The 13,926-nt window shown below is 51.3% G+C and carries 14 protein-coding genes and 1 riboswitch; of the genes, 2 read left to right on the top strand and 12 right to left on the bottom strand.

From position 1 onward, the window contains the following. The first annotated feature begins 228 nt into the window (after positions 1 to 228). Positions 229 to 507, top strand: a complete 279-nt coding sequence (gene ychH / locus OGX98_RS19035; RefSeq protein ID WP_045443721.1) for a stress-induced protein YchH — start codon at positions 229 to 231, stop codon at positions 505 to 507. 45 nt (positions 508 to 552) lie between these two features. Here the strand turns inward: ychH and OGX98_RS19040 are convergent, their stop codons facing one another. The 12 genes from OGX98_RS19040 to lolB form a co-directional block, all read right to left on the bottom strand. Beyond that, positions 553 to 1,362: a cytochrome c1 gene (locus tag OGX98_RS19040; protein WP_048221357.1), complete on the bottom strand. Its 810-nt coding sequence runs from the start codon at positions 1,360 to 1,362 to the stop codon at positions 553 to 555. 4 nt (positions 1,363 to 1,366) lie between these two features. Further along, positions 1,367 to 2,539, bottom strand: a complete 1,173-nt coding sequence (locus OGX98_RS19045) for a cytochrome b N-terminal domain-containing protein (protein ID WP_286595780.1) — start codon at positions 2,537 to 2,539, stop codon at positions 1,367 to 1,369. A 1-nt stretch (position 2,540) separates the two neighbouring features. Then, a complete protein-coding gene (gene petA / locus OGX98_RS19050) occupies positions 2,541 to 3,092 on the bottom strand; it encodes a ubiquinol-cytochrome c reductase iron-sulfur subunit (protein WP_353622283.1) in 552 nt (183 codons plus the stop codon). A 24-nt stretch (positions 3,093 to 3,116) separates the two neighbouring features. Further along, complete coding sequence (locus OGX98_RS19055) at positions 3,117 to 3,557, bottom strand: pseudoazurin (protein ID WP_200011004.1); 441 nt, start codon at positions 3,555 to 3,557, stop codon at positions 3,117 to 3,119. 17 nt (positions 3,558 to 3,574) lie between these two features. Beyond that, positions 3,575 to 4,396, bottom strand: a complete 822-nt coding sequence (locus OGX98_RS19060) for an ABC transporter ATP-binding protein (RefSeq protein WP_048221361.1) — start codon at positions 4,394 to 4,396, stop codon at positions 3,575 to 3,577. Then, positions 4,393 to 5,457, bottom strand: coding sequence for a FecCD family ABC transporter permease (locus tag OGX98_RS19065; RefSeq protein WP_045443703.1), 1,065 nt, complete (start codon positions 5,455 to 5,457; stop codon positions 4,393 to 4,395). The genes OGX98_RS19060 and OGX98_RS19065 overlap by 4 nt, the downstream gene beginning before the upstream one ends. 66 nt (positions 5,458 to 5,523) lie before the next feature. Beyond that, positions 5,524 to 6,576, bottom strand: a complete 1,053-nt coding sequence (locus OGX98_RS19070) for an ABC transporter substrate-binding protein (protein ID WP_048221362.1) — start codon at positions 6,574 to 6,576, stop codon at positions 5,524 to 5,526. Positions 6,577 to 6,772: 196 nt separating this feature from the next. Continuing rightward, positions 6,773 to 7,000, bottom strand: a riboswitch (cobalamin riboswitch). 233 nt (positions 7,001 to 7,233) lie between these two features. Then, on the bottom strand, positions 7,234 to 7,758 hold the full coding sequence (locus OGX98_RS19075; protein WP_045443697.1) for a GNAT family N-acetyltransferase: 525 nt from the start codon (positions 7,756 to 7,758) through the stop codon (positions 7,234 to 7,236). Positions 7,759 to 7,866: 108 nt separating this feature from the next. Beyond that, entirely contained in the window at positions 7,867 to 9,546 is a 1,680-nt protein-coding gene (dauA, locus tag OGX98_RS19080) for a C4-dicarboxylic acid transporter DauA (protein WP_071828963.1), read from the bottom strand. Positions 9,547 to 9,670: 124 nt separating this feature from the next. Beyond that, positions 9,671 to 10,618 carry a ribose-phosphate diphosphokinase gene (gene prs, locus OGX98_RS19085; RefSeq protein ID WP_001518537.1) on the bottom strand — a complete coding sequence of 316 codons (948 nt, stop codon included), beginning with the start codon at positions 10,616 to 10,618 and terminating at the stop codon, positions 9,671 to 9,673. A gap of 262 nt (positions 10,619 to 10,880) precedes the next feature. Continuing rightward, complete coding sequence (gene ispE, locus OGX98_RS19090; RefSeq protein WP_286492671.1) at positions 10,881 to 11,732, bottom strand: 4-(cytidine 5'-diphospho)-2-C-methyl-D-erythritol kinase; 852 nt, start codon at positions 11,730 to 11,732, stop codon at positions 10,881 to 10,883. Further along, positions 11,729 to 12,352: a lipoprotein insertase outer membrane protein LolB gene (lolB, locus tag OGX98_RS19095; protein ID WP_045443685.1), complete on the bottom strand. Its 624-nt coding sequence runs from the start codon at positions 12,350 to 12,352 to the stop codon at positions 11,729 to 11,731. Before lolB ends, ispE begins: the two co-directional genes overlap by 4 nt. Positions 12,353 to 12,656: 304 nt before the next feature. Here lolB and hemA point away from each other — a divergent pair, with 304 nt between their 5' ends. Beyond that, on the top strand, positions 12,657 to 13,913 hold the full coding sequence (hemA, locus tag OGX98_RS19100; protein WP_045443682.1) for a glutamyl-tRNA reductase: 1,257 nt from the start codon (positions 12,657 to 12,659) through the stop codon (positions 13,911 to 13,913). Positions 13,914 to 13,926 lie beyond the last annotated feature (13 nt).

A 13,926-nucleotide genomic window follows, 5' to 3' on the forward strand; every position in this document is an offset into this window, starting at 1 on the left:
TGTCGGTGCGCTTGACAAAAAACTGCGTGCGTAACTGCAAAATCTGAATAATTGCCTAAATGGACTATTAGAAAATGAGGTTGTTCAGTAGCTTATTTGTAAAGTTTTGTTGCATTGGTGTTTGTAATTGTGATCGCTCCCGCACATGCAAACGGCAGTGTTGTCTATACTTTACACATAAGGATTAGGGGTATTCCCTGTAGCAACCCAAAGTTCCGGAGGTGACACATGAAACGCAAAAATGCTTCGTTACTCGGTAACGTGCTCATGGCTTTAGGGTTGGTGGTGATGGTTGTCGGTGTTGGCTATTCTATTTTAAATCAGTTGCCGCAATTTAATCTGCCACAGTTTTTCGCACATGGTGCTGTGCTCAGTATTTTTGTTGGTGGTGTTCTCTGGCTGGCGGGGGCCCGCGTCGGTGGGCATGAACAAATCAGCGACCGCTACTGGTGGGTTCGTCATTACGACAAACGCTGTCGCCGGAATAACAGCCAACGCCACAGCTAAGCGGTGACGTTATTGTAGACCAGTCAGCTTTATGCTGACTGGTTGTTAGTTCGCCTTGTTTCTGCGCGAGCGGGAACGGATACGCTGTAATAACGCGACTAGCGCCAAAACAACCGCCAGATATCCCATAGCATACATTCCCTGATGCTTTCTCGACTCCAGCTGCGGATCGGCTACCCACGCCAGAAATGCGGTGACATCGCGTGCGTACTGTTCTTCCGTTTGGGGGATGTGTGTTTGCGTAGCCCAGATTACCTCACCGTCTGTCAGTGGTTTTGGCATATTGATAATCCCGCCCGGGAAATACCGGTTAGCCTTCATCTCAGGATCATCGGGAACATACCCCGTCAGCAATGCATAAATATAATCAGCCCCTTGTTCGGAATAAGGAATAAACGCATCCAGTAAAAATTGTGGAAATCCGCGATCGTAGGTTCGTGCCCGAACGATATAGCTCAAATCTACCGGCAGCGCGCCATTGTTGAGGTATTTGGCTTCCTGCTCATTGAGATAAGGGGAAGCAAAGACATCATTCAGATTGCCATCCCGTTCGCCGGGTTGCCCGTCGTCCTCCACGGTTGCAAAGACGTAACCGCTCGCCATTGTTTTAGCTTCAGCCTGACTCAGCTCCGGCCCTCCCGGTTTGGTCAGCGTTCGGAACGTCAGATATTTCATGCTGTGGCAGGCCCGACATTTTTCTTCGTAAACCTGCAGACCGCGTCGTAACTGCTCTGTGTCGTATTTGCCGTTCGCACCGCTAAAAGACCACGTCTGCGGTGGCGGTTGCTGCGCACTGAGTACGTTGCTGAAGAACAGACCCAGACTGAGGGTGGTGTACGTTAAAAATCGGCCCATAATGTCAGTCCTGTTTTTCCAGTAAGCGTCGACACGGCAGAACAATCAGAAACCATGCGAAATAGACCAGCGTTGAAAGCTGAGATGCTGCACGGATCCAGCCCTCGTCATGATTAAACCCATCAACTAAATCCGGACCAACCAGCGCTTTTGATCCCAGCCAGCCTAAAAAGAAGGCGTTGCCTACCCAAATCCAGAAGCTGACTTTAACCAGCTTGCTATAGTTGCGAAACCGCGCACGTGACGTATCCAGCCAGGGGAGAAAATAGAAAATCAGTACCGAGGCGCACATCGCAGTAATACCCGCCAGCTCATTGGGAAAGCAGCGCAAAATAGAGAAGAAGGGCAGAAAGTACCATTCCGGTGCGACGATGGTCGGCGTGACTGTCGGGTCGGCGGGAATAAAGTTATCGGCGCTGCTGAGATAATGGGGCGCGAAGAAGAGAAACCAGGTAAACAACATTAAAAAGAGAGTGAGTTTAATGGCATCGCTCTCGGTGACGCGAAAATCAAACAGCAGCCGTTGAGACTCTTGTGCGGAAAATGTTTTCTTCATCGCATGGGCAAAAGCCGACTGAACGGTGCGTACATGCCATATCGTCACCGCGACAATCGCGAATGGAATAATAAAGTGAAGCACATAAAAACGCCCAAGTGTTGGTGTACCGGGCGCATATCCACCGACTAAATAGGTATACAGCGAATCCCCGATAAACGGAATTGCCCGGGCAAAACTGGTAATAACCGTGGCGGCCCAGTAGCTTTTTTGCCCCCAAATAAGGCTATAGCCCAGAAAAGCAGTGATCATCAGTAGCACATATAATGTCACGCTGATGGTCCACATCTTCAGATAGGGTTTGCGGTAAACGTTGTAATACATCGCGCGGAAAATATGCAAATAACAGGCAAAGAAAAAGAGTGAAGCGCCAGTTGCATGCATGTTGCGCACCAGTTCACCGTGCCTGACTGAACGCATAATATGAATAATGGAATCAAATGCGGACTCCGCCGTAGGTACGTAGAACATTGCCAGTACAATGCCCGACAGGATTTGGACACCCAGCATCACCAGCAATATCAAACCGATAGCAAATACCCACAGCCCGGAAACGGAGCGGGGAAGCGGAAGGCGCAACTGAAAGTTGCGCCATGACGTCGTTATATCAGAAGTGCTCATATCAGGCATCCTTTGCACCAATACGTACGCTCAGACCATCGGCAGACAAGGTATAGTCCGGGATTGCCAGATTCGCAGTGGCCGGACCGCGCGTCACACGTCCGGAGGTATCAAACTCTGAACCATGACACGGACAGATCCATCCCTGGCCACTGGGGTTGGCGTTAGGAACACACCCCGCGTGAGGGCAATAGCCCTGTATAACCAGCCACTGTGGATGTGCCGCTGTAACCCGTTCGCTATCTGCCTGAGGAGCCAGCAGTAATCGATTATCTGCCTGTTGCGCCGCTGCAATCTCTTGCGGAGTTCGGTGGTGAATGAGGATCAGTTTTCCCTGCCAGATACGCTTCACTGTCTGGCCTGCTGCTACGCCTGCAAGAGAGACCTCAATTGGCTCATTTTCTGCCTCGGTTTTATCATCCGGGCCCAGTGCTGAGATGAGCGGCCAGACGGCGGCAGTGACACCCGCCGCGCCGACAAATTTTGTCAGTTTGCACAGGCAGTCACGTCGCTCGGTCTGGATCGTTTCACTATCGGGTTTTTTATCCACCACCAGTATTCTCCCTTTATCGTGGCGTTACTGTTTATCGATGCGGGTATAAATATCCTGAAAGCGTTTATCCGCAAGGCCCGGTGCTTTAAACGCGCGGTAGCTGTCGGGCAATACGGCGTCACCGACTTTGATCAGCATGATCATGCCCTGGGCATAGTGGGGTGAGCATTTGATGCCGTAGAAGCCTGCGTTGTCGTATTTGACTTCAATCTCTTCATCTATTTTGCCAATGAAACCGGGATAGCCTGCGGGTGAGAGTTCGGCAATCGAGGCTGCATTGTGGCTCTTATGTTTGCGGATAAACTTCACGCTATCGCCCGGTTGGATCGCCAGATAGTCCGGCTCGTAGACCATTGGCCCACCAGCACCTCGGTTTTTCATCAGCACTTCATGCGTTTGTGCAAAAGCCGTGGAGGTGAAGGCTAACAGGCACAGGATTTGCAGACTTTGCTTAATACATTTCATATCAGTTCCTTTGGTATTTACGCTGGTCGTTGGTAGCGGATGAAGCAGCTCGCCCCATCAGGTGGACGTTCGACAATTGCATCGATGCCAAACCAGCAGTTAAGGTTTTCTCGGGTGAACACTGCAGAAGGATTGCCCTGCATCGCCAGTTGTCCGGCTTTCATCACCATGATGCGATCGCAGAACATTGCGGCATGATTCAGGTCGTGCAGGGCAGCAATAACGGTAAGTTTCTCGCGTTTGACAAGGTTGAGCAGGCCAATCTGATGTTGGATATCGAGATGATTTGTCGGCTCATCCATCAGCAGTACCTGCGGTTGTTGCGCCAACGCCCTGGCTATATGCAGGCGCTGGCGTTCGCCCCCGGAGAATGTATGCCAGCAGCGATGCTGTACGTTTTGCATGGAGACTTTTTCCAGCATCGCTTGCACAATCTCATCGTCAGAACGCGACCATGGCGACAACAGGCTTAGAAATGGTGTGCGGCCAAGAGAAACGGCCTGAATGGCGGTAAGACGCTCGCTGGTTTCTGCCTGTTGTTCAACAAGAGCCACTTTTTGCGCCAAATGGCGCCGCGAATAGCGGTGAACGTCTTTGTTGTTCAGCAAAACCTTGCCTGCGGAGGGTTTCAGTAAACCGGCCAGAAGCGAAATCAGTGATGTTTTCCCGGAACCATTGGGGCCGATAATCCCAACAAACTCCCCGGGAGAAACCTGAAAAGAGACATCATTTACAATTGCCTTGCCTTTCACTTCCCAGTGCAGATTTTGCGCGCAAACCACATGATTAGCCGCATTCGCTCTGCGTAGAGGTGATGTAAAGCATGGGTTAACGGTCATTTGCTCGGATTCCCTCGTATCAATATGAGTGAAAATGCGGGAGCGCCGACCAGGGCGGTGATCACGCCGATTGGCAACACTTGCCCTGGAAGCAGGGTTCGGGAGATGACATCCGCCACGATGAGAAAAATAGCGCCAATAAAGGCGCTTACGGGCAATAAGCGGTGATGCTGGTTTCCCACCAGTAAACGGGCGGCATGAGGAATGACCAGCCCGACAAAACCAATAGCGCCTACAATCGATACCATAATGGCCGTCATTCCCGTCACTGCGGTAATCAGTACGACGCGGGTGCGTTTAACCGGAATACCCAGCGATGCGGCCGATTCAGCGCCAAAGGAAAATGCATCAAGATGGCGGGCGTAGCAAAAGCAGATAATTATGCCGACCAGCGCAGTTGGGATAGCCAGAACCACATCTGGCCAGCGAACGCCGCTAAGGTTGCCCAGTAGCCAGAACATAATGCCGCGAGCCTGCTCGGCATTGGCTGAGCGGGTGATAATCAGTGAAGTGATGGCATTGAACAACTGTGAGCTGGCAATCCCGGCGAGAATGATTTGCGTGGTGGCGGAACCGTGTTTTCCCCGCGCAGCCATCGCCAGCAGTGCGACAAACAAAAACGCCGTCAAGGCGCCGATAAAGGCGCCGAGAGACATGCTGACGATCCCTGCACCCAGTCCGGTTAATGCAATGAGCACGGCTCCGGTTGACGCTCCGGCGGAAATCCCCAGCAGATAGGGTTCGGCCAGCGCATTACGTAGCAGTGACTGTAACACTACCCCGGAAACCGCCAGACATGCGCCGCAACAGGCGGAAACCAGCGCGCGAGTCAGACGGTAGTTCCAGATAATCCCGGCATCCAACGCGTCCACCATATACTGGGTGTCAAACAGTCGGTTTGCCAGCGTATGGATAACGTGCTGCCACGGAATAAATGTTTCACCGATGGAGATCCCTGCCAGAAGAACGCCACACATCACCACACTGACCCACAGGCTGTGTAGCACTGCCCGGTTTGTTAATTGACGAATGGCCTGGCGCGTCCTGCGTAATTCACTCATTATTTTACGGCTGCCCTGAGTACAAAAGGGCGTTATGCCTGCAAAAGGCATAACGCTCGACGAGGATTAATGAGTGGCTTTTGGATGTGCCAGGCCGTACTGCACCAGCGCATCAGCGAGTTTCTCAAGACCATCGATAGTTCTTATCCCGGCATTCATGGTTTGCACGTCGATCACTGGCAGGTGGTTTTCTTTAACCGCCGGGATCAGGCTGGTGACAGGATCAGACTTGAGGTATTCCATTTTGACTTTCCAGTCATCAGCCGGGAAACGGCGACGTCCCATTTCGCCCAGAACGATAACCGATGGATCCGCTTTGGCGATGGTCTCCCAGCCTACAGTTGGCCACTCTTCGGCGGAATCAATGACGTTTTTCACCCCAAGTGATTGGGCGATCCACGCGGCGGGGCCAAATTTTCCTGCGACATACGGGTCAAGTTGCAGATCGGCGCTGGAGAACCAAAAGACGGCGGAAACGTTGTTGTCCATACCGGTAATTTTGGATTTTGCCGCAGCCTCACGTGCTTTGAGGCTGGCAATCAGTTCATCACCTTTGTCCTGAACATCGAAAATTTTTGCCAGATCTGCGACTTCCTGGTAAACCATGGCAATATCAAACATCCCCTTACGTACACCATCTCCACCGTCTTCGTTATCTTTGGCACAATCGGCGGGAGCGGTATAAACCGGAACTTTCAATTCGCTGAATTGCTCGTAGGACGCGACCGTACCGGCAGGGCCAATTTGCCATTCAAACTGGCTGGCTACTAAATCTGGCTTTTTAGCAATAATCCCTTCAAAGCTCGGGATGTTCTGTGCAATGACCGCAATTTTATCATTCACCGCCTTGTACTGTTCCGGGACGGGACCGAACCAGAGTGACGTTCCGACAACGCGATCGGCCAGACCCAGAGAATAGAGTATTTCAGTACTATTTTGCCCTACGGTGGTAACTCGCTGGGGAGCTTTATTAAAAGTAATATCCCGGCCACAGTTTTTGATAGTCAGTGGATATTCTGTTTTGGCCGCAGAAGCCATATTACTGGCCAGGAAAAGTGCTGCGCCAGTCAAGGCCAGAAGTGAAAGTTTGGAATAAGAAGAGGTAATGTCAACGTGCATTATAATTGTCCCTTTCATGCCAGAATCTGATCGTCTGGTATATAATTTCGGGACAGGCGCATGACGATAGATGACATCGAATCATGATGTACAGACAAGATAATATGAAAAAAAAGTATATTCTCGTCTACCAGGTCAGGAATCACGATCATTAGTTCGTCAAATAAATCACCCCATGGACCATCCCGTCCACTCAATGTATACAACCTTGACAGTAGGTCTCCTGGCTCGCGGCAATCAGAATATTGGCCTTCCCATAAATAAATCTTTACAGTGACCTATGGTGATTTATTACCATACGAAGATATTCTGTATCCGCTTACAGTTGCGGGGGCAGCTATGGCATAAGATTGAAATAATCCGCACCATATTCCGTTTCAAAATAATAAGTACATTCTGAAATACTGTCATCGGCGAATGTATCGGCATCCAATTATCGCGTCAACCGCTTGAATAAGTAGGGGTATTTGTTTTGCTATTGTTAATTCCTTTAAAAACATAGTGTTATGAGAATATTTTTTAGTGTGTTCTATGTTGATGGTGAATATCAGATAAATTAAATGAGAATTATTTGATTCTGATCAATTAATTTTGCTGCGATAAAAATGACCGGAATTAATAGTGCGGATGCACAATTATTTAATTATTTGCACAATGTCACATTCCGATAGCATATTTCTCCATATGCACAATTTGTTGTTCTCCACCTTCATCTAAAAACTCGGTGAAATGATGGCGTAGCCAAAACGGATAACCGCCAGGTAAAAAATGATGGGTGTGCAGGTAGAGTGTTTTATATTGTTGACGCAGGCAAAATTGTTCTGCCAATGAAACTAACTGACCGCCTATTCCCTGGCGACGATAATTTTGTTCAACGTAACAACGACAAATCTCAGCGGTTGTAGATAAATTATAACGCCCACGTAATGTCGATATTCTGTCATCGTACTGGCATACCGCCAGCGTGGCGATAAGCTGTTGTTGTTCATCCCATACGCCGATCAACAGATTTCGTGGCTGGTGAATGTATTGTGAACGTAACGCTAACACATCCTGACTTGAGTCGGGGAGTGGCCTGTTGGCATTAAAATAGAGATTCAGATGCCGGATAATAAACGATTGCACGGCTGGAATATCAGTCTCGGTGATTTCGCGATAGACAAATGTAGAGTCAGATTTCATGGCTACAGGTATCGTCAGAGAGCAGGAGAGATGATGATAACAACTCAGACGTGTTTACAGAAGAGAAGTGTTACCGGCAGGCAAGAGCATGCCGGTAACAGATGAACATTAAATATCCGCCAACGCTGCGTCGCGGTTCGGGAAGAATGCCAGACGGCCCGGGATCGGTTGGATGCCCGCGCGCGCCATCGTGCGCAGCGGCTGGAATTCCAGATTGCTGATGCGTAATTCACAGCCTTCCGGAAGACGTTTTACAAAACGCTGGAAGGCGTCAAGGCCACCAGCATCCAGTACCGGTACAGCGTCCCATTTCAGCACCACAATGCGTTTGCCTTCAATACGAGACTCGAGATCGGTAAATAGTCCCTCAGCTGCGGCAAAGAACAGTGGGCCAATCACGCGCAGTACCAGCACATCATCCGGTACAACTACGTTCACTGGTGCCAGACGTGTCATGCGGGCAATACGGCGCATAAACAACAGGGAGGCAAGAACGATACCGACGCTGATGGCGACCACCATATCGAACAGAACTGTCAGCGACATACACATCAGCATGACGATGATGTCGTCTTTCGGTGCGTGGCGCAGCAGATCCACCACTTTATGGGCTTCGCTCATGTTCCACGCCACCATCAACAGCAGTGCAGCCATTGCCGAGAGGGGTAACCAGGAGAGCAACGGCGCTAACACCAGCAGAGCGAGGATCACAAGAATTGCGTGGATGACTGCGGAAACTGGTGAGGTTGCCCCGGCACGGACGTTAGCCGCAGAGCGGGCAATAGCAGCGGTAGCCGTTATGCCGCCAAAGAACGGTGCGACAATATTCCCCAGACCCTGACCAATCAGTTCACTGTTGGCTTTGTGTTTGGTTCCGGTCATACCGTCGAGCACCACGGCGCACAACAGGGATTCAATTGCCCCCAGCATCGCCATAGAGAAAGCCGCGGGTAACAGTGCCTGTAATGAACTCCAGCTTAGCGTGAAGTCTGAATCTGGCAGGTTCCACGGCAATACCAGTTGCGGCAACAGTTGTGGGATACCGTTACCCTGGGAACCGTCAGCCAGAATATAGTGGAACTGAGAACCGATGGTCGCCACATGGCCGCCCATCAGGTTAACAATGCCCATCACCGCACAACCGGCCAGCAGTGCAGGAAGATGGCCTGGCAGACGGATCCCCAGACGAGGCCAGAAAATCAGGATCCCAAGCGTGACCACACCAATAGCGGCATCGCCGAGGTTGATGGTCGGTAATGCCATAAACAGTGCACCTACCTTTTGCAGGTAGTGCTCCGGTACATGAGCCATTTGCAGACCAAGAAAGTCTTTAATCTGCATGGTACCGATGGTGATACCAATACCGGACGTAAAACCTAAGGTGACAGACACGGGGATATATTCAATCAGGCGACCAAAGCGGGCGAGGCCGAAAAGGATCAGAAATATCCCGGACATGAGCGTGGCAACCAACAGGCCTGCCAATCCGAACTGCTGCGATACCGGATACAGGATCACCACGAAGGCGGCGGTCGGACCAGAAACGCTAAAGCGTGACCCCCCGGTGAGGGCAATAACAATCCCAGCAACGGCTGAGGTATACAAGCCGTACTGTGGCGCAACGCCGCTGCCAATTGCCAGTGCCATCGCCAGCGGGATAGCAATGATCCCAACGGTTATCCCGGCGATCAAATCACGGGTAAAGCGTGAGACGGTATATTTTTCTTTCCAGCAAGCGTCGATGAGAGCGCGGAAAGGCATCACATGTGAGGAAAATAATCTGTTCACAATAATGTTTCATCCATGAGCGCATCATCTGTCAACTAAATGGCAGGTGAAGGAGGCATAAGTCATACAAATAAATGTTGCAGATAAAAAAACCCGCCGCAGCGGGTTTTTGAGCCGGGCTCGATTAATGCTCGAACATAGCAGAGATGGATTCTTCGTTGCTGATACGACGAATCGCTTCGGCCAGCATACCCGACAGGGTCAACGTACGCACGTTCGGCAGTGCTTTGATTTCATCAGTCAGTGGAATGGTGTCACAGACAACGACTTCATCAATCACAGAGTTGCGCAGGTTGTTTGCCGCATTGCCTGAGAAGATCGGGTGGGTAGCGTAAGCGAATACGCGTTTTGCACCACGTTCTTTCAGCGCTTCTGCTGCTTTGCACAGCGTACCGCCGGTATCGATCATATCATCAACCAGCACGCAGTCACGACCTGCTACGTCACCAATGATGTGCATCACCTGAGAAACGTTCGCACGTGGGCGACGTTTATCGATGATAGCCATATCGGTATCGTTCAGCAGCTTAGCGATAGCACGGGCACGCACGACGCCACCGATGTCCGGAGAAACCACAATTGGGTTGTCCAGATTCAGCTGCAGCATGTCTTCTAACAGAATTGGGCTACCGAATACGTTATCAACCGGTACATCAAAGAAGCCCTGGATCTGTTCAGCATGCAGGTCAACGGTGAGGACGCGGTCAACGCCAACGCTGGACAGGAAGTCCGCGACGACTTTTGCGGTAATCGGTACACGAGCGGAACGTACGCGACGATCCTGACGTGCATAGCCGAAGTAAGGAATAACGGCGGTGATACGGCCTGCGGAAGCACGGCGCAGAGCATCGACCATAACGACCAATTCCATCAGGTTGTCGTTAGTAGGGGCACAAGTGGACTGGATGATGAAAATATCACCACCGCGTACATTTTCATTAATTTGTACGCTGACTTCGCCGTCGCTAAAGCGACCTACAGCGGCGTCGCCGAGTGAAGTGTACAGGCGGTTGGCAATACGTTGTGCTAGTTCCGGGGTGGCGTTACCAGCAAAAAGCTTCATATCAGGCACGAGAAGAACCTCAGGCATGCGTCCATTGGTGGAAAGAATCTGCCGAAAACTGTGCGGGCCAGGCAGTATCCTCTCCAGGCGGTGTATTAAAGAGCGCGATGCAACGTCTGGAACAGGGTGACGTTGTCACCGCAACTCAGCTTGCCCGGCTTACTCATCGTCATTCACGTTTCATGTCTCCTGGCATCAATGATTCACACCGTCACATTTTGTATGCTTCCGGGGATTCGCCATCTTACCATTTTCCTGAAACCCGAATGATTTAAAGTAACGCTCTGTGCAATGGGGAGAGGTTGACACCTTTCGCCACAAAGCCTTGGAGCCATTCCGGGGCTTGCTCAAGCACCTGGCGAGCACGGGACTCTGTGTCAAATTCAGCAAAGACACAAGCCCCTGTACCAGTCAGGCGCGACGGCGCGTATTCTAACAGCCAGGAAAGCGCTGCATCAACCTCGCGAAAACGTTTTCTTGCGATAACCTCGCAATCATTGCTGAATTCACATTTTAGTAACGTTTCTATTGACCTTTTTGGCGTGTTGCGTGGCAGTTGCGGATCTTTAAAAATAACCGGTGTTGGAATGCTGACGCCAGGATGGGCGACCAGATACCATTTTTCGGGGGGATTAACCGGTGTAAGGACTTCGCCTACACCTTCGGCGAAAGCGGCTTGTCCGCGCACGAATACCGGTACGTCGGCGCCTAACATTAATCCAATCGCCGCCAGCTCATCTTGTGACAGCCCACAACCCCAAAGATGATTTAGCGCAACCAGCACGGTAGCGGCATTCGATGAGCCACCTCCAAGACCGCCGCCCATCGGCAGACGTTTCTTAATACTGATGTCAGCGCCGCTTCCTGTGGGCAGGCGCCCACTCCCAGCGGCGGTTTTCATCAGTAAACGTGCTGCGCGAACGATTAGGTTATCTTCATGCTCCACGCCTTCAACTGCGGTTAGCAGGTGAATTTCACCGTCGCTACGCACATCAATAGTGATGTCGTCACCATAATCGAGAAACTGGAACAGCGTCTGTAGCGTGTGGTAACCATCTGCACGTTGTCCAGTAATGTACAAAAACAGATTCAGCTTTGCCGGGGAGGGCCAGTGGGTCATCATTTCACAATCCAGTTATCCATTTTCAACTTAATGCGTTGAGCGCCGTCCGACAGTTCCATATTAGCGGGCATAGCGGGCTGCGTTTTACTGTCATAGCTGCTATAGACCACTTTCCAGTTCTTACCGTCCTGACTGTAGTTCACTTCACTCAGACGGTATTTCTCATCGAGTTTGTAATCAGTAGCCTCGCCAGGCAGACCGAGGATCCACTGACGCAGACTGTTTAAAGGAATTGGCATTCCGGTCAATTTACCGATCATCTCTTCGGCGTCGTCAGCGGTGTAATGCTTACCTTTGTTATCGACAAGCTCTACATTGCCTGGCTGGGCATTCAGCTCCAGTTCGGTGCTGCCCAGTGGGTTAGTCAACAAAAGACGATAGCGATCCTGACCGGTTTGCTGCCAGAAAAAGCGGGCATAGACTTTCTGCTGGTCGGAAATGTAGGCAAACGCGCCGCGCGTCTGATACTGATGTAGTGCGCGCACTTCCTGCTGGTGTTGACGCCATTCTGGGGAGTCGGGGCTTTTGCCAGGACCTTTCGGCGCGTTGAGCGTACAGGCGGTGAGGACCAGACTTGCCAGCGGCAGCAGGCGGATCAAGCGAAAATCAGGCAGGGTCATAATGATGACAAATCCTTGTAGTACGGTGCAATAATTGCCTGATGGCGCTACGACTCATCAGGCCTACAAACTCAACCCGTAGGCCGGATAAGGCTAATTTTTAGCCATCCGGCAAAATCTTGCCATCGGTTGCAGTTATAACCCTTAATGCTAGCGCCGAGCGGGTATATCGTCTACGTTCACGTTATCTTAATTTAAACCGTAAGCTATTACTCCAAAAGGGGCTGTCTCTTTTATTGACCGCACGCATCCTGTATGATGCCCCCAGTCTAACCTTATCAACGCTGGTACTATTCCCGCACACATGACCCTTTTAGCGCTTGGTATTAACCATAAAACGGCACCTGTATCGCTGCGAGAACGCGTAACGTTTTCGCCGGACACGCTCGATCAGGCGCTGGACAGCCTGCTTGCGCAGCCAATGGTGCAGGGCGGGGTGGTGCTGTCGACGTGTAACCGTACGGAGCTTTACCTCAGCGTCGAGGAGCAGGATAACCTGCAAGAGGCGCTGATTCGTTGGTTGTGTGAATACCATAATCTGAATGAAGACGATCTGCGCAGCAGCCTTTACTGGCACCAGGACAACGACGCAGTCAGCCATTTGATGCGTGTTGCCAGCGGCCTGGATTCGCTGGTGCTCGGTGAGCCACAAATACTGGGTCAAGTGAAAAAAGCGTTTGCGGATTCGCAAAAAGGTCACTTGAATGCCAGTGCGCTGGAACGCATGTTCCAGAAATCCTTCTCGGTTGCCAAGCGCGTTCGAACTGAAACCGATATCGGCGCCAGCGCGGTATCCGTTGCTTTTGCCGCCTGTACACTGGCGCGTCAGATATTTGAATCTCTTTCCACGGTGACCGTGCTGTTGGTCGGCGCAGGTGAAACCATCGAGCTGGTGGCGCGTCATCTGCGTGAACACAAAGTGAAGAAGATGATTATTGCCAACCGCACGCGTGAACGCGCACAGGTTCTGGCAGATGAGGTCGGTGCCGAGGTGATCTCACTGAGTGAAATCGACGAGCGTTTGCAGGACGCCGATATCATTATTAGTTCCACAGCCAGCCCACTACCGATTATCGGTAAAGGAATGGTGGAACGCGCGCTTAAAAATCGCCGCAATCAGCCGATGCTGCTGGTCGATATCGCTGTACCGCGCGATGTTGAACCAGAAGTTGGCAAACTGTCTAACGCCTACCTGTATAGCGTTGACGACCTGCAAAGTATCATTTCGCATAACCTGGCGCAGCGCAAAGCGGCGGCAGTGGAGGCTGAGACGATCGTTGAGCAGGAAACCAGCGAGTTTATGGCCTGGCTGCGCGCCCAGAGCGCAAGTGAAACCATCCGCGAATACCGCAGTCAGTCAGAACAGGTTCGTGATGAACTGACCGCCAAAGCGTTGGCTGCTCTTGAACAGGGCGGTGATGCGCAAGCTATTATGCAGGATCTGGCCTGGAAACTGACTAACCGCCTGATCCATGCACCAACCAAATCACTTCAACAGGCTGCCCGTGACGGGGATAGTGAACGCCTGAATATTCTGCGCGACAGCCTCGGGCTGGAGTAGCAGCACACCAATC

It is taken from the genome of Citrobacter sp. Cm046 (assembly GCF_030333065.1).
Lineage (GTDB): Bacteria > Pseudomonadota > Gammaproteobacteria > Enterobacterales > Enterobacteriaceae > Citrobacter > Citrobacter murliniae.